Origin of the sequence: Streptomyces sp. NPDC048290 (assembly GCF_040652095.1) — a bacterium.
GTDB lineage: Bacteria > Actinomycetota > Actinomycetes > Streptomycetales > Streptomycetaceae > Streptomyces.
Genome location: NZ_JBEZLM010000003.1, coordinates 25,820 through 41,737, shown reverse-complemented (window position 1 = coordinate 41,737; position 15,918 = coordinate 25,820). Strand labels below are relative to the sequence as shown.

The following is a 15,918-nucleotide window of genomic DNA, read 5'->3' as shown; positions in this document are numbered from 1 at the left end:
GGTGAGTTGGGCACGTCACACCGGGCTCCGCCGCCTGTCGCGCGGGACGTCGCCCTGACGTCCCCCGCGTCACCTCACCCGCCTCCGCCGCTCAGGGGCAGCGGACGACCTGGCCCGCGTAGGAGAGGTTGCCGCCGAAGCCGAACAGCAGCACCGGGTCCCCGGAGCTGATCTCGCCCCGCTCGACCAGCTTGGACAGGGCCATGGGGATGCTCGCGGCGGAGGTGTTGCCGGAGACGGTGACATCGCGGGCGACGACCGCGTTGACCGCGCCGATCTTCTCGGCGAGCGGCTCGATGATCCGCAGATTCGCCTGGTGCAGGACGACGGCGGCCAGGTCGGCGGGGGTGAGCCCGGCGCGTTCGCAGGCGGCGCGGGCGAGCGGCGGGAGCTGGGTGGTGGCCCAGCGGTAGACGGCCTGTCCCTCCTGGGCGAACCGGGAGGGCGTGCCCTCGATCCGTACGGCGTGGCCCATCTCCGGGAGGGAGCCCCACAGCACCGGCGAGATACCGGGCACCGCCCCGTCCGGTACGTCCATGGCCTCGACCACCGCCGCGCCGGCGCCGTCGCCGACCAGGACGCAGGTGGTGCGGTCGGTCCAGTCCGTGATGTCGGACATCTTGTCGGCGCCGATCACCAGGGCGCGGGTGGCGGCCCCGGCGCGCACGGTGTGGTCGGCGGTGGCGAGGGCGTGCGTGAAGCCCGCGCAGACCACGTTGACGTCCATCGCGGCGGGCGACGGGATGCCGAGCCGGGCGGCGACCCGGGCGGCCATGTTGGGCGAGCGGTCGACGGCGGTGGAGGTCGCGACCAGCACCAGATCGATGGCGTCGGGGCCGAGCCCGGCCGCGGCGAGCGCCTTGGCGGCGGCGTGCGCGGCGAGTTCGTCCACCGGCTCGTCGGGTCCCGCGATGTGCCGGGTGCGGATGCCGACCCGGGAGCGAATCCATTCGTCACTGGTGTCGACCAGGCCCGCGAGATCCTCGTTGGTGAGCACGCGGGCGGGCTGGTAGTGGCCGACGGCGGCGATACGCGAACCGTTCATGCTGGTGGGCCCCCTAGGGTTCCGGGTCCGGGACCCACCAGTCTGATCAGTGACTCACGGGTACGGCGGCACGGGATGCCACAGGAAACCCGCGCCCGAGTTGTCGGTTTCCCTCAGCACCGGAGGGGCCCGGAACGCGTCCTTCCATAGTGGCCCCGGCAGGTCCCCGCCGTGGGGCCGCCGGGGGCCGCGCGCTCAGCCGGAGAACAGCTGGCTGGCCTTGCGTACCAGCTCATAGAGACCGTAGGCGAGCGGGACGCCGACCCACAGCCAGGCGAACACAGTCAGCGCGCGGCGGTCAGGCGGACTCTGGCTGCTGTCGCTGGGCATGGGCGGCCTCCTTCGCGGGGGGAGCGGCGGACACGGCGGGGTCGTGGTGGTGCCGTGGGTGCACGGGGCGGACCAGCTCATTGGCGGCGAAGCCGACCACCAGCAGGCCGATCATGATGAGGAACGACAGTCCGTACAGGTCGGCGCCGGTCTTCCCGGCGGCCTCCTGCCGGTCGGCGATCCAGTTGACGATCAGCGGTCCGAGCACCCCGGCGGTGGACCAGGCGGTGAGCAGCCGCCCGTGGATGGCGCCGACCTGGTGGGTGCCGAACAGGTCCTTCAGATAGGCGGGGACGGTGGCGAAGCCGCCACCGTAGAAGGAGAGGATCACCAGCGCGCAGAGCACGAAGAGCGGCTTGGAGGAGTCGCCGTACAGCGCGATGAGGCCGTACATCACCGCCCCGGCGCCCAGGTAGAGCCGGTAGACGTTCTTCCGGCCGATCAGGTCGGAGGTGGAGGACCAGCCGATGCGTCCGGCCATGTTCGCGGCGGACAGCAGGGCGACGAAGCCCGCGGCTGCCGCCGTCGAGACCGGGGTGGAGGTGTCGGCGAAGAAGCCGGTGATCATGGGGGCGGCCTTCTCCAGGATGCCGATGCCCGCGGTCACGTTCATGCACAGGACGACCCACAGACACCAGAACTGGGGGGTGCGCAGGGCCTGGCGGGCGGTGACCTGGGGGCCGGTGGGGGCGGGCGGGGCGGCCCCTTCCACCGCCGGGGTCCCATCGGTCGCCGGGGTCCCCCCAGGCGCGGCGGTCCCTTCGGGCGCCGGGGCCCCTTCCCTCGCCGCGCCCCCTTCCACCGCCCCGCTCCGACTGGCCGGCACCCGTACCAGCGCGACACCCAGTGTCATGAAGACCGCGTAGGCCAGTCCATGGACGAGGAAGGCCAGGGCGATGCCGTGACTGTCCGTGCCGAAGGACTCCAGCATCTGGGCGGACCACGGGGAGGCGATCAGCGCGCCGCCGCCGAAGCCCATGATGGCGATGCCGGTGGCCATGCCGGGGCGGTCCGGGAACCACTTGATCAGGGTGGAGACCGGCGAGATGTAGCCGATGCCGAGACCGACGCCGCCGACGAAGCCATAGCCGAACACGATCAGCCAGTACTGCTCGGTGGCCGCGCCGAGGGCGGAGAGCAGGAAGCCGGAGGAGAAGCAGACCAGGGCGACGGTCATCGCCCAGCGCGGACCCCTGCGTTCGACGAGGGTGCCGCCGAACGCGGCGGACAGGCCCAGCATGACGATGCCCAGTTGGAAGGGGAGCGCGCTCTGGGTGCCGGTGAGCCCGAGCGCGGATTCGAGCGGTGGCTTGAACACGCTCCAGGCGTATGCCTGGCCGATGGAGAGATGGACGGACAGTGCTGCGGGGGGAACGAGCCAGCGGCTCCAGCCGGGGGGAGCGATGGGGGGACTCATGATCGGGACCGTAGGCAGGCCCCGGGGCGTTGAGAAGGCGGGCGTCGACCGTATGCGATGAGCGGTATGCACCGGGCGCTGAACGGTCGCCGGGACCGCCGTCCCAACGCACGCTGCGCGGACCCTTGTCGACCCAACCTCCATACTGTAGACAATATTCCGTCGACATGCCTGACATGCCTGTCGGCATGGCTGCCCCTGGGGCACGCCACCGAAGAAGCCCCAGCTCCCTCCCTTCGACCCACTTCGACCACCTTCGACGCCCTTCGACCACCTCCGCGGTATCCCTCAAACCGAACGGAGTTGTCCCGTGAAAGTCGCAGTTCTCGGCGCCGGTGCGATCGGCGCCTATGTGGGTGCCGCGCTCCACCGCGCGGGCGCCGACGTCCATCTCGTCGCCCGTGGACCGCATCTCGCGGCCATGAGGCAGCACGGCGTCCGGGTGCTCAGCCGGCGCGGTGACTTCGTCGCACGGCCCCACGCCACCGACGACCCGGCCGAGATCGGCCCGGTCGACTTCGTCTTCCTCGGCCTGAAGGCCCACTCGTACGCGGCGTGCGGGCCGCTGATCGAACCCCTGCTGCACGACCGGACGGCGGTGATCGCCGCCCAGAACGGCATCCCGTGGTGGTACTTCCACGGCCACGGCGGACCCCACGACGGCCGGCGCGTCGAGAGCGTCGACCCCGGTGGCGCGGTCAGTGCCGTACTCGCCCCGGAGCGGGCCATCGGCTGTGTGGTGTACGCGGCCACCGAACTCGAAGGCCCCGGTGTCGTCCGCCATCTCGAAGGCACCCGGTTCTCCATCGGCGAGCCGGACCGCGGTGTGTCGCCGCGCTGCACGGAGTTCGGCGAGGCGATGCGGACCGGCGGGCTGAAGTGCCCGGTCGAGCCGGATCTGCGCAACGACATCTGGCTCAAGCTGCTCGGCAACATCTCGTTCAACCCGATCAGCGCGCTGGCGCGGGCCACCATGCGGCAGATGTGTCTGCACGGCGGCACCCGCAAGGTCATCGAGATCATGATGACCGAGACGCTCTCGGTCGCCGAGGCCCTCGGCTGCGAGGTCGGGGTGTCCATCGAGCGGCGGCTCGCGGGCGCGGAGAAGGTCGGCGACCACCGCACCTCCACACTCCAGGACCTGGAGCGCGGCAAGCCGCTGGAACTGGACGTGCTGCTCGCGGCCGTCGTGGAGCTGGCGGAGATCACCGGTGTGCCGGTGCCCACCCTGCGGACCGTGCACGCCATCTCGGACCTGCTCGCGCTGAGGAGCGCCGCATGAGCGAACCACGTGAGGAGCGCCGCGTGAGCGACCCGCGTAAGGACCGCCGCATGAGCGACCCGCTGAAGAGCGAGCGCCGCATGAGCGAACCACCTGAGCGAACCGCCGAGGACCGCCGCACGAGCGACCTGAGGAGCGCCGTATGAGGAAAGCGCAGCCCGGCTCCCGCAAGGGCCGGACGCCCACGACCTACACCCGGCTCACCCACCCCCTCGTCCGCGACGCCCGCGACCAGCCGTTCCGGCGGGCCACCTGGGAGGAGGCGCTGGAGCGCGCCGCGCAAGGCATCGACCGCAACCGGGGCGCCTTCGGGATGTTCTCCTGCGCCCGCGCCACCAACGAGATGAACTACGTGGCGCAGAAGTTCACCCGGGTGGTGATGGGCACCAACAACGTCGACTCCTGCAACCGGACCTGCCACGCCCCGAGCGTGGCCGGGCTCTCGGCGGCGTTCGGCTCCGGCGGCGGGACCTCCTCGTACGAGGAGATCGAGCACACGGACGTCATCCTGATGTGGGGGTCCAACGCCCGTTTCGCGCATCCGATCTTCTTCCAGCATGTGCTGCGGGGGATCAGGAACGGCGCCCGGATGTACGCGGTCGATCCGCGCCGCACCTCCACCGCCGAGTGGGCGGAGAGCTGGCTCGGGCTGAACGTCGGGACGGACATCCCGCTGGCGCACGCGATCGGGCGGGAGATCATCCACGCGGGCCTGGCCAACGAGGCGTTCATCGCACGGGCGACCAGCGGCTTCGAGGAGTACCGGGCGCTGGTCGAGCCCTGGACGCTGTCGCTGGCGGAGAAGGTCACCGGGGTGCCCGCCCCGGCGATCCGGGAGCTGGCGCACGCCTACGCCCGCGCCGAGCGGGCCCAGTTGTGCTGGACGCTGGGCATCACCGAGCACCACAACGGCACCGACAACGTACGGGCGCTGATCAATCTGTCGCTGCTGACCGGGCATGTGGGCCGGTTCGGCTCGGGGCTCCAGCCGCTGCGCGGGCAGAACAACGTGCAGGGCGGCGGGGACATGGGGGCGATCCCCAACCGGCTGCCCGGCTTCCAGGACATCCTGGACCCGGACACCCGGCTGAAGTTCGAGAGCGCCTGGGACACGGTGATCCAGCCGCACTACGGGCTGAACCTCACCGAGATGTTCGAGGCGATGGAGGAGGGCTCGCTGCGGGCGGTCTACTGCATCGGCGAGAACCCGGCGCAGTCGGAGGCGGACAGCGAACAGGCCGTGCGCCGGCTCGGGATGCTGGACTTCCTGGTGGTCCAGGACATCTTCCTCACCAAGACCGCCCAGCTCGCCGATGTGGTGCTGCCCGCGACCGCCGGGTGGGCGGAGACCGACGGCACCACCACCAACAGCGAGCGCCGGGTGCAGCGGGTACGGCGGGCGGTCACCCCGCCCGGTGAGGCCCGTGAGGACATCGACATCCTGTGCGACCTGGCGTCCCGGCTGGGCCACGACTGGAAGTACGCGGACGCGGAGGCGGTCTGGAACGAGCTGCGCTCGGTGTCCCCGGACCACTACGGGATGACGTACGCGCGGCTGGCCGAGCAGCAGGGCATCCAGTGGCCCTGTCCGTCCACGGACCGGATCGAGCCGAGCTATCTGCACGGCAGGCTGTGGGCCGAGGACCCGGCCAAGCGGGGGCTGCGGGCGCCCTTCGGGCTGGTGCTGCACGATCCGCCGGTCGATCTCACCGACGAGGACTTCCCGATCCGGCTGACCACCGGGCGGCGCCTCGACTCCTACAACACCGGGGTGCAGAGCGGCGGTTTCGCCTCACCGCTGCGGCGCGGCGAGTACATCGAGCTGTGCCCGGAGGACGCCGAGCGGTACGGGGTCGTGGTGGGCGAGGAGGTCCAGGTGTCCTCACGGCGCGGCGCGGTGGTCGCGCCGGTCTGGGTGGACCCGGCGCTGCGGCCGGGTCTGGCGTTCATGACCATGCACTTTCCCGACGAGGTGGACACCAATCAGCTGACGATCGAGGCCAACTGCCCGATCGCGGGGACGGCGGAGTTCAAGGCGTCGGCGATCCGGATCGAGAAGCTCCCCGTCGCGACCATCGTGAGGTGACATTCCGTGGATCTGCACTTCGGTGACAGCAAGCCGACGGACGACGAGCGGGCGGCGGTCGACGCCCTGCTCGGTCCGCCGGAGTCCTCCTGGGAGGGCGCCGACCGCTCCGATGCCGATCTGCGGTGGGCGCGCGGCGGGCGGGAGGCCCGGGACCGCCGCGATCTGCTGTTGCCGGGGCTGCACGCGCTCAACGACCGGGTCGGCTGGATCAGCGACGGCGCCCTGGACTATCTGTGCCGCCGCCTGACCGTGCCCCCGGCGGAGGCGTACGGGGTCGCCACCTTCTACGCCATGTTCTCGGTGCAGCCGCGTCCGGCGACCGTGCTGCATGTCTGCACGGACCTGGCGTGCGCGGCGGCCGGAGCGCCGGAGCTGTGCGCGGGGATCGAGTCCCGGCTCGGACCCGGCGTCCATCTGGAGCGCAGCCCCTGTCTGGGGCTGTGCGAACGCGCCCCGGCCGCGCTCGCGATCCGCGCGGGCGATCCGGTCCGTACGGCCGTCTCCGCCCCGGCCACCGTGGAGACGGCCGTACTCGCCGCGACGGCGCCGGACTCGGCGCCCGAGGAGCCGCCCGCGGCGCTGGCGGTGCCGCAGGCGGGTGCGCCGGAGCTGGTGCTGCTGCGCCGGGTGGGGGTGGTGGACCCGGCGTCGCTGGACGAGTACCGGGCGCACGGCGGGTACCGGGCGCTGCGGGAGGCGTTCCGGCTGGGTCCAGCCGGGGTGATCCGGGAGGTGACCGACTCGGGGCTGGTGGGGCGCGGCGGCGCGGCGTTCCCGACCGGCCGCAAGTGGCAGGCCACCGCGTCCCAGCCGGACCATCCGCACTATGTGGTGTGCAACGCCGACGAATCGGAGCCCGGCACCTTCAAGGACCGGGTGATCATGGAGGGCGATCCGTACGCGCTGATCGAGGCGATGACGATCGCCGGGTACGCGACCGGCGCCCACCGGGGCTATCTGTATCTGCGCGGGGAGTATCCGCGGGCGCTGGCCCGGATGGAGCACGCGATCGGGCAGTGCCGGGCGCGCGGGCTGCTGGGCGGTGACGTCCTGGGGCAGGGCTATGGCTTCGACATCGAGATCCGGCGGGGCGCGGGCGCGTACATCTGCGGTGAGGAGACCGCGCTGTTCAACTCCATCGAGGGCTACCGGGGCGAGCCGCGCTCCAAGCCGCCGTTCCCGGTGGAGAAGGGCCTGTTCGGCAAGCCGACGGTGGAGAACAACGTCGAGACGCTGGTCAACGTCCTGCCGATCCTGACCATGGGCGCCCCCGCGTACGCGGCGATCGGGACCGCCCGCTCCACCGGGCCCAAGCTGTTCTGTGTGTCGGGCGGTGTGGACCGGCCGGGGATCTACGAGCTGCCGTTCGGGGCGACGCTGGGCGAGCTGCTGACGCTGGCCGGGGTGCGGGACGGGCTGCGTGCGGTGCTGCTGGGCGGTGCGGCGGGCGGGTTCGTGCGGCCGGACGAGACGGACATCCCGCTGACCTTCGAGGGCACCCGGGAGGCCGGGACGACGCTCGGTTCGGGGGTGGTGATGGCCTTCGACGGGTCGGTGCCGCTGCCCCGGCTGCTGCTGCGGATCGCGGAGTTCTTCCGGGACGAGTCGTGCGGACAGTGTGTGCCGTGCCGGGTGGGGACGGTCCGCCAGGAGGAGGCGCTGCACCGGATCGTGGCGCGGACCGGCGCGGAGGCCGCCGGGGACATCGCGCTGCTGCGCGAGGTGGGCCGCGCGATGCGGGACGCCTCGATCTGCGGTCTGGGCCAGACCGCGTGGAACGCCGTGGAATCCGCCATCGACCGTCTGGGGGCGTACGAATGACCATGACCGAGCTGGGGATTCCGCGCAGGCTGCTGGAGTTCACCCTGGACGGGGAGCCGGTGCGGGTGCCGGAGGGGGCGACGATCCTGGACGCCTGCCGGGCGGCCGGTACGGACGTGCCGACGCTGTGCCACGGTGACACGCTCACCCCGAAGAACGCCTGCCGGGTGTGTGTGGTGGAGGTGGAGGGCGCGCGGACGCTGGTCCCGGCGTGCTCACGGAAGGCGGAGCCGGGGATGGAGGTCCGCACCGGCACCGAACGGGCCCGGCACAGCCGCAAGGTGGTGATCGAGCTGCTGGCGTCGTCGGTGGATCTGTCGACCACGCCCGAGGTGGCCGGCTGGATCAAGGAGTACGGGGCGGAGCCGGACCGGTTCGGCCCGGACGCGGCCCGCCTCGGCGAGGACCCCCGGGTCGACAACGACCTTTATATCCGGGATTACGACAAATGCATCCTGTGCTACAAGTGCGTCGACGCCTGCGGGGACCAGTGGCAGAACACCTTCGCGATCTCGGTCGCGGGCCGGGGTTTCGGCGCCCGGATCGCGGTGGAGCACGACGCTCCGCTGACCGACTCGGCGTGTGTGTACTGCGGCAACTGCATCGAGGTGTGTCCGACGGGGGCGCTGTCCTTCAAGTCGGAGTTCGACATGCGGGCGGCCGGGACCTGGGACGAGGAACGGCAGTCGGAGACGACCACGGTGTGCGCGTACTGCGGAGTGGGCTGCAACCTCACCCTCCATGTGCAGGACAATGAGATCGTGAAAGTCACTTCGCCGCACGACAATCCGGTGACCCACGGCAATCTCTGCATCAAGGGCCGCTTCGGCTACCAGCACGTACAGAACCGGGACTGATCAGACCATGGGACGAGTCACGGAACGACGCAAGGTACTCCGCATCCGGGACGGGGCCGTCTCGTCCCGCCCGGACACGCTGGTCGCCGAGGAACCACTGGAGATCCGCCTCAACGGCAAGCCGCTGGCCATCACCATGCGCACGCCCGGCGACGACTTCGCGCTGGCCGCCGGGTTCCTGGTCAGCGAGGGCGTCCTCGCGCACAAGGCGGACCTCCAGAACATCGTCTACTGCGCGGGCGCCACGGCCGACGGTTCCAACACCTACAACGTGGTGGATGTGCGGACCGCGCCCGAGGTGGTGATCCCGGACATCACGCTGGAGCGGAACGTCTACACCACCTCGTCCTGCGGGCTGTGCGGCAAGGCCAGCCTGGACGCCGTACGGACCACCGCGCGGTGGCCGATCTCCGACACTCCCCCGGTCCGGGTCGAGCCCGGACTGCTCGCGAGCCTCCCCGACCGGCTGCGGGCGGCCCAGCGGGTCTTCGACCGGACCGGGGGCCTGCACGCGGCGGCGCTGTTCAGCGAGGCGGGCGAGCTGCTGGACGTCCGGGAGGACGTGGGGCGGCACAACGCGGTCGACAAGCTGGTCGGGCGGGCCGTGCAGAGCGGGCAGCTGCCGCTGTCCCGGGCGGTGCTGCTGGTGTCGGGGCGGGCCTCCTTCGAGCTGGCGCAGAAGGCGGTGATGGCCGGGATACCGGTGCTGGCGGCGGTGTCGGCGCCGTCGTCCCTCGCGGTGGACCTGGCGGCGGAGACCGGGCTGACACTGGTGGGATTCCTGCGGGGCAGTTCCATGAACGTGTACGCGGGTGAGGAGCGGATCGCCCTGGGGGCCACGGCCGCCCGGGGCTGAGGCCGGTCCACCGCGACACGGCGGCGGGGCCCCGACCGGCGGGGAGCGCCCCCTGCGCCGCAGGGGCCCCGCCTCAGTCCCGCCGGAGGTCGGACGCGGGCCCAGGTCGGCCGGTGTCGGCGACGCGGCCGAGCAGGTCCACGAACTGGGCGCGCTCGGCGGGGCTCAGCGGGGCGAGCAGCACCTCGTTGGCGTCGCGGGCGAGCCGCTCGCAGCGGCTCAGCAGCAGATCGCCCTTGTCGGTGAGCGACACGGCGTTCTTACGGCGGTCGCGGGGGTCGGGCTCGCGGACGACGAGACCCGCGGACTGGAGTTCGTTGAGTATCCCGACGACGTCCTTGGGGTCGAGGCCGACGCCCCGGCCCACGTCCGCCTGGGCGACCGGGCCCAGGTCGCGCACGGCGGAGAGCACCAGATGGTGCCAGGTGCGCATACCCTCGGCGGCGAGGGCCTCGGCGACCAGCGCCCGGCCGCGCGCGGCGGCCCGGCCCAGCAGCCAGCTGGGCAGGGAGCGGATCGCGGGCGCGGATGCATCGGCCATGGCCTCAGACTAACCTGAAGTTGTTGGACTTCCCTATGATTGTGTGTTAATCATTGGAACCTCCCACGATCTTGGTGGGAATCCCAACGACTACGGAGGACGGTGTCCATGCCCCGTGGCCCTCACGCACCTCTGCGACCGACACCTCTGAGAACCGTCCTCGTCACGGCCGCCGCCGCGCTGCTGGCGGCCCTGACCCCGGCGCCGGGCACGGCGTCCGAGTCGGGCCCCACCGGCCCCGCCCCCTCCCGGTCCGTCCCGTCCGGGCCCGCGACCGCGACCGGGTTCGAGCAGAGCGTGCTGTTCAAGGCCGCCCAGGACCCCGGCTACGCCTGCTTCCGCATCCCGGCGATCGTCCGCTCCACCCAGGGCACCCTGCTGGCGTTCGCCGAGGCCCGGGTCCTGAACTGCGGCGACGCCACGGACATCGACATCGTCGTCAAGCGCTCCACGGACGGTGGCCGGACCTGGGGCCCGCTCCAGGTGGTCAGCGAGGGCGGCGGCGACACCCACGGCAACCCGTCCCCGCTGGTGGACCGGAAGACCGGGCGCGTCCTGCTGGTCCAGACCCGCAACCCGGGCCGCACCGACAGCGCCAGCTGCGAGATCCCCTGTCCGCGCACGCCCTACCTCCAGTACAGCGACGACGACGGGCGCACCTGGTCAGCGCCGCGCGACCTGAGCGCCCAGATCCGGCCCGCGCACTGGAACTCCTGGTACGCCACCGGCCCGGTGCACGGGGTGCAGATCGCGCGCGGGCCGCACGCCGGACGGCTGGTGTTCGGGGTGAACGCCGAGACCTGGGACGGCTCCCGGGTCACCGCCAACGACGTCGGTCTGGTCGTCAGCGACGACGGGGGCGCCACCTGGCGGGTCGGCGCCACCGACTCCTGGCCGATCGCCGCCGACGGCTCGTTCCGCCAGAAGCCCTCCGAGGTCACCGTGGAGGAGCAGGGCGACGGCAGTCTGCTGGTCAGCGCCCGGGAGCAGGACGGCACCGACCTCGGCCACCGCAGCCAGGCGGTCAGCAGCGACGGCGGCACCAGCTTCGACACGCCGTTCCAGCAGGTCCCCGACCTGTACGCGCCGCAGGTGCAGGGCGCCCTGCTGCGGCTCGGCGACCGGATGCTGCTCTCCGCCCCGGCCGACCCGGACCGCCGCCGCACGATGATGGTCCGCTCCTCCTACGACGGCGGACGCACCTGGGACAGCGTCGACCGGGGCACCGTCGTCAGCCGCGACTGGGCCGGCTACTCGGACATGGCCGACCTCGGCTCGTCCACGGTCGGCCTGCTCTACGAGGGCGGCGCGGTGGACGCCCGGGACGAGATCCGCTTCGCCCGCTTCACCGAGGACTGGCTCGCCCCGCGCCGCGGCCCCGACCCGGTCACCGCCGACCTCGCCCCCGCCGCGCCGCCCGCCGCGGTCCTCGGCGGCGCCGCCACCACCCCCGGCGTCAGCGGCAACGCGCTCGCCTTCGACGGGGTGGACGACGCGGTACGGCTGCCCTACGACGCCCGGCTCCCGCTCGGCACCAAGGACTTCACCGCCTCCCTGTGGTTCCGCTACACGGCGACCAGCGGTGAGCAGCCCATGCTGTGGATGGGCGGCACCGGCGTCAGCCAGCCGCAGGTGTGGCTGCGCGGCGAACCGGACAGCGGCCGGGTGCGCGGCATGATCACCACCCGGACCGGCGCCACCGCCTGGCACTCCGCGTCCCTGAACACCACGGGCGCCCACAACGACGGCGTCTGGCACCATCTCGCGCTGCGCCGCGGCGGCGGCGAACTCGCCCTGTTCCTGGACGGCACCCGGGTCAGCACCACCGACATCACCGGCTCGGTCAGCCGCAACTCGCCGTTCGGGGTGCACATCGGCCAGCGCATGGACAGCCGCGCCTACTTCACCGGCGCCCTGGACGACGTCCGGGTGTACGGGAAGGCGCTCTCCGACGGGGAGCTGACCGCGCTGCGGCTGACCGGGGTGGCGCCGTACGCCACGCCCGTGCTGCATCTGCCCATGGACCGGATCACCGCGGGCGGCTAACGTCCCGGAGCGTGCCCGACGACGACACCCGACGACGAGCACGACGGCGTACCGGCACCCTGGCCGGGGTGGCGCTGCTGGCCCTGGTGCTCGCCGCCGTCCTGCTCACCGCCCGGCCCGACGGCGGCGGACCGCGCCCCGACACCGGGGCGTGCGTCCCCCGTACGGTCGCCGACTGGTCCCACGACGACCGGCTCACCGGCGAGTTCGCCCGCTACGGCGACGACCCGGCCCGTATCGACGACTGGACGGGCGGCGACGGCACCCACTCGGTGCGGCTGCCCGACGGACGGCTGCTGTGGCTGTTCTCCGACACCTTCCTCGGCCGGGTGTACGGCCCGCCCAACCCGGCCGGCGAGTCGCACACCTGGCGGGACTCGGCCGCGCCGATGGTCCGCAACTCGGCGGTGGTGATGGACGGCGGACAACTGGCCGCCACCCTGCCCGCCCCGCTCTTCCCCGACCCGGCCCCGGACCGCTGGCGCTGGCCGGTCGCCGCCCGGGTCGAACCCCGCGCGCCCGGCTCCGCCGAACAGGTCGTCCGGGTCCTGCTCTGGGTCCGCTCGGCCGGACCACCGCCCTGGATCTACGGGGTGCCCACCGCCACCGAGGTCGCCACGCTCACCCTGCCCGACCTGCGGGTCGAGTCGGTCACCACGGTCTTCGACCAGAGCCTCATGCCGGACCCGTCCCGCCGCGTCCTGTTCGGCACCACCCTGATCACCGAGGACGGCTGGACGTACGTCTACGGCGGCGACGACGGACAGGCGGTGGCCCGTCCGGTGTCCTCGGCGTATGTGGCGCGGGTGCCCGAGGGGCGGCTCGCGGACCCGGCGGCGTGGCGGTTCTGGACCGGCTCCGCCTGGAGCGCGCGGGACGGACCGCGCCCGGTGCTGGGGGACGAGCGGGCCGAGGGCGTGGGCAGCGCGTTCTCGGTGGTGCGCGCGGGCGGCACGTATGTGCTGTTCACCATGGCGGCGGGGGCCGCGGGCCTGTCGACGGTGACCTCGTACTGGTCCTGCTCCCCCACCGGGCCCTGGCACGGACCCGGCGAGGTCCTGCGCCCACCGCTGCCCCGGCCCGGGGTCGGCGCGTACAACCCGCAGGTCCATCCGCAGATCAGCGGCGCGGACGGGGCACTGGTGCTCAGCTACGACGTCAACTGGCTGGAGCAGACGGGCGCGGCGGCGCAGCTCAGCGGGAACGTGTCGCTGTACCGACCGCGGTTCGTGTCGCTGCGGCTGGCGGCTGCGGGGTGAGCGGGGGCAGCGGATCGCGTGAGCGGCGCTTGGCGATGACCGCGCAGACCATCAGCTGCATCTGGTGGAACAGCATCAGCGGCACCACGGCGAGCGCGGCCTGCGGGCCGAACAGCACACTCGCCATGGGCAGTCCGGCGGCCAGCGACTTCTTGGACCCGGCGAACTGGATCGCGATGCGGTCCTCGCGGTCGAACCGCAGCGCCTTGGCGCCGTACCAGGTGACCGAGAGCAGGACGGCCAGCAGCACCGCCTCGACCACCAGCAGTCCGGCGAGTTCGGCGGGGCTGATCCGGCTCCAGATGCCGTGCGCCATGCCCTCGCTGAAGGCGGCGTAGACGACCAGCAGGATGGAGCCCCGGTCGAGCAGCCCGAGCGCTTTCTTGTGCCGGGTGACGAAGCCGCCGATCCAGCGGCGCAGCAGTTGTCCGGCGACGAACGGCACCAGCAGTTGGAGCACGATCTCCAGCACCGACCCGGCCGCGAAGCCGCCGGTGTCCCCGCCGAGCAGGGAGGCGGCCAGCAGCGGGGTGATCACGATGCCCAGCAGGGAGGAGAAGGAGCCCGCGCAGATCGCCGCGGGGACATTGCCGCGGGCGATCGAGGTGAAGGCGATGGAGGACTGGATGGTGGACGGCACCAGGGTGAGGAACAGCAGGCCCTGGTAGAGCGGGTCGGTCAGCAGCACCGGGACCAGGCCCCGGGCGGCCAGCCCGAGCAGCGGGAACAGCACGAAGGTGCACACCAGGACGGTGAGGTGGAGCCGCCAGTGCTTGAGGCCGTCGACCGCCTCCCGGGTGGACAGCCGGGTGCCGTAGAGGAAGAACAGCAGGGCGATGGCGCCGGTGGAGGCGCCCTCCACGGTGCTCGCGGCCACCCCGCGGGCGGGCAGCAGGGCGGCGAACCCCACCGTGGCCAGCATCAGCAGGATGTAGGGGTCGACCGGCATCCAGCCGGGCGGGCGCAGGCGTCTCACGGTGCTCCACAGGGTCGTGCTGGTCGCTCTCGTACCGGTCGCCGACGGGCTTGTCGCTGTCGTGCCGGTCGTCCGGCGCGGAGGCCGTGGGCCCCCGCCCGATTGTGCTCCTCCGCTTCTTGATCGGGAATCCCGTACACCACACTCACTGCCATCACGTTCCGCGATAACCTCGGGCGTATGTACGACCCGACCCAGTTGCGCACCTTCCTCGCGGTGTCCCAGACGCTGAGCTTCACGCAGGCCGCGCGGCGGCTCGGGCTGCGCCAGTCCACGGTGAGCCAGCATGTACGGCGGCTGGAGGACGCGGCCGGGCGTCCGCTGTTCACCCGGGACACCCACTCGGTGGAGCTGACCGAGGACGGCGAGGCCATGCTCGGCTTCGCCCGGCGGCTGCTGGAGGTGCACGAGCAGGCGACCGCGTTCTTCACCGGCACCCGGGTGCGCGGCAGGCTGCGGTTCGGCGCGTCGGAGGACTTCGTGCTGACCCGGCTGCCGGAAATACTGGAGGGCTTCCGGCACGACCATCCCGAGGTCGACCTCGAACTGACCGTCGAGCTGTCCGGCACCCTGCACGCCATGCTGGCCGCCGGGAAGCTGGACCTGGTGCTCGCCAAGCGGCGCCGCGGCGACACCCAGGGCGAGCTGGTCTGGCACGACCGGCTGGTGTGGATCGGCGGGGAGCGGCTGCGCCTTGACCCGGAGCGGGCCGTACCGCTGATCGTGTATCCGCCGCCCGGCATCACCCGGGCGCTGGCCCTGGAGGCGCTGGAGCGGCAGGGCCGGGAGTGGCGGATCGTCTGCACCAGCGGCAGCCTCAACGGGCTGATCGCGGCGGCCCGCGCGGGTCTCGGGGTGATGGCCCACTCCCGCGGCTTCGTCCCGCCGGGGCTGGTCCGGGTGCCGGACCGGGCCGGGCTGCCGGAGCTGGGCCCGGTGGACTTCGTGGTGGTGCACGGCCGCCGCCGCCCGGCCTCGGCGGGCCCGGCGGACGCCCTGGCGGCAGCGATCCTGGCAGCGGGCGCGGGCCTGCACGGCCGCTGAACGGCACCGGGAAGCCGGGGGCGGTGCGGGGGAGCCAGGCAGCGGCGCCAAGAAGCCGGGAAGCAGCGCCGGGAAGCCAGGGCGCGGCGCCCGGAAGCCCGGGAGCAGCGCCGAGAAGCCGGGGGCAGCGCCGGGAAGCCAGGCAGCGGCGCCGGGGAGCCAGGCAGCGGCGCCAAGAAGCCGGGGAGCAGCGCCCGGAAGCCAGACAGCAGCGCCGGGAAGCCAGGCAGCGGCGCCGAGAAGCCGGGAAGCAGCACCGAGAAGCCGGGGAGCAGCGCCCGGAAGCCAGACAGCAGCGCCGGGAAGCCAGGCAGCGGCGCCGAGAAGCCGGGAAGCAGCACCGAGAAGCCGGGGA

General features: G+C 72.7%; 14 protein-coding genes. 9 read left to right on the top strand and 5 right to left on the bottom strand.

Annotation, left to right across the window (positions count from 1 at the left end; genetic code table 11):
- Window positions 1–91: 91 nt before the first annotated feature.
- The 3 genes from AB0D49_RS05020 to AB0D49_RS05010 all read right to left on the bottom strand — a co-directional run bounded on the left by AB0D49_RS05020 (window position 92) and on the right by AB0D49_RS05010 (window position 2,792).
- Window positions 92–1,045, bottom strand: coding sequence for a beta-ketoacyl-ACP synthase III (locus AB0D49_RS05020; protein ID WP_362750898.1), 954 nt, complete (start codon window positions 1,043–1,045; stop codon window positions 92–94).
- A 195-nt stretch (window positions 1,046–1,240) separates the two neighbouring features.
- Window positions 1,241–1,375, bottom strand: a complete 135-nt coding sequence (locus AB0D49_RS05015; protein ID WP_362750895.1) for a hypothetical protein — start codon at window positions 1,373–1,375, stop codon at window positions 1,241–1,243.
- A complete protein-coding gene (locus AB0D49_RS05010; RefSeq protein WP_362750892.1) occupies window positions 1,344–2,792 on the bottom strand; it encodes an OFA family MFS transporter in 1,449 nt (482 codons plus the stop codon). The genes AB0D49_RS05015 and AB0D49_RS05010 overlap by 32 nt, the downstream gene beginning before the upstream one ends.
- 310 nt (window positions 2,793–3,102) lie before the next feature.
- On the opposite strand from AB0D49_RS05010, the gene AB0D49_RS05005 reads away from it, so the two are divergent.
- The 6 genes from AB0D49_RS05005 to fdhD are packed head-to-tail and all read left to right on the top strand — an operon-like array spanning window position 3,103 to window position 9,697.
- Window positions 3,103–4,074, top strand: coding sequence for a 2-dehydropantoate 2-reductase (locus AB0D49_RS05005; protein ID WP_362750890.1), 972 nt, complete (start codon window positions 3,103–3,105; stop codon window positions 4,072–4,074).
- Window positions 4,071–4,220: a hypothetical protein gene (locus AB0D49_RS05000; RefSeq protein ID WP_362750887.1), complete on the top strand. Its 150-nt coding sequence runs from the start codon at window positions 4,071–4,073 to the stop codon at window positions 4,218–4,220. Before AB0D49_RS05005 ends, AB0D49_RS05000 begins: the two co-directional genes overlap by 4 nt.
- On the top strand, window positions 4,217–6,160 hold the full coding sequence (locus tag AB0D49_RS04995) for a molybdopterin-dependent oxidoreductase (RefSeq protein ID WP_362750884.1): 1,944 nt from the start codon (window positions 4,217–4,219) through the stop codon (window positions 6,158–6,160). The genes AB0D49_RS05000 and AB0D49_RS04995 overlap by 4 nt, the downstream gene beginning before the upstream one ends.
- Before the next feature lie 6 nt (window positions 6,161–6,166).
- On the top strand, window positions 6,167–7,984 hold the full coding sequence (locus tag AB0D49_RS04990; protein ID WP_362750881.1) for an NADH-ubiquinone oxidoreductase-F iron-sulfur binding region domain-containing protein: 1,818 nt from the start codon (window positions 6,167–6,169) through the stop codon (window positions 7,982–7,984).
- Complete coding sequence (locus tag AB0D49_RS04985) at window positions 7,981–8,841, top strand: 2Fe-2S iron-sulfur cluster-binding protein (protein ID WP_362750878.1); 861 nt, start codon at window positions 7,981–7,983, stop codon at window positions 8,839–8,841. Before AB0D49_RS04990 ends, AB0D49_RS04985 begins: the two co-directional genes overlap by 4 nt.
- Window positions 8,842–8,848: 7 nt before the next feature.
- Window positions 8,849–9,697: a formate dehydrogenase accessory sulfurtransferase FdhD gene (gene fdhD / locus AB0D49_RS04980; protein ID WP_362750875.1), complete on the top strand. Its 849-nt coding sequence runs from the start codon at window positions 8,849–8,851 to the stop codon at window positions 9,695–9,697.
- A gap of 73 nt (window positions 9,698–9,770) precedes the next feature.
- Here the strand turns inward: fdhD and AB0D49_RS04975 are convergent, their stop codons facing one another.
- The gene (locus tag AB0D49_RS04975; RefSeq protein WP_362750872.1) at window positions 9,771–10,238 is read right to left on the bottom strand and encodes a MarR family winged helix-turn-helix transcriptional regulator; all 468 of its coding nucleotides are present in this window, start codon (window positions 10,236–10,238) and stop codon (window positions 9,771–9,773) included.
- A gap of 108 nt (window positions 10,239–10,346) precedes the next feature.
- Between AB0D49_RS04975 and AB0D49_RS04970 the strand changes: the two genes are divergently transcribed.
- Both AB0D49_RS04970 and AB0D49_RS04965 read left to right on the top strand, forming a co-directional pair.
- On the top strand, window positions 10,347–12,284 hold the full coding sequence (locus tag AB0D49_RS04970) for a sialidase family protein (RefSeq protein ID WP_362750870.1): 1,938 nt from the start codon (window positions 10,347–10,349) through the stop codon (window positions 12,282–12,284).
- Window positions 12,285–12,295: 11 nt separating this feature from the next.
- Entirely contained in the window at window positions 12,296–13,543 is a 1,248-nt protein-coding gene (locus AB0D49_RS04965; RefSeq protein ID WP_362750867.1) for a DUF4185 domain-containing protein, read from the top strand.
- Here the strand turns inward: AB0D49_RS04965 and AB0D49_RS04960 are convergent.
- A complete protein-coding gene (locus AB0D49_RS04960) occupies window positions 13,479–14,492 on the bottom strand; it encodes a bile acid:sodium symporter family protein (RefSeq protein WP_362752029.1) in 1,014 nt (337 codons plus the stop codon). The two genes, AB0D49_RS04965 and AB0D49_RS04960, sit on opposite strands and share 65 nt — an antisense overlap.
- 207 nt (window positions 14,493–14,699) lie before the next feature.
- Here AB0D49_RS04960 and AB0D49_RS04955 point away from each other — a divergent pair, with 207 nt between their 5' ends.
- Window positions 14,700–15,563 (top strand): LysR substrate-binding domain-containing protein, encoded by an 864-nt coding sequence (locus AB0D49_RS04955; protein WP_362750864.1) that lies wholly within the window; start codon window positions 14,700–14,702, stop codon window positions 15,561–15,563.
- Window positions 15,564–15,918: the final 355 nt, after the last annotated feature.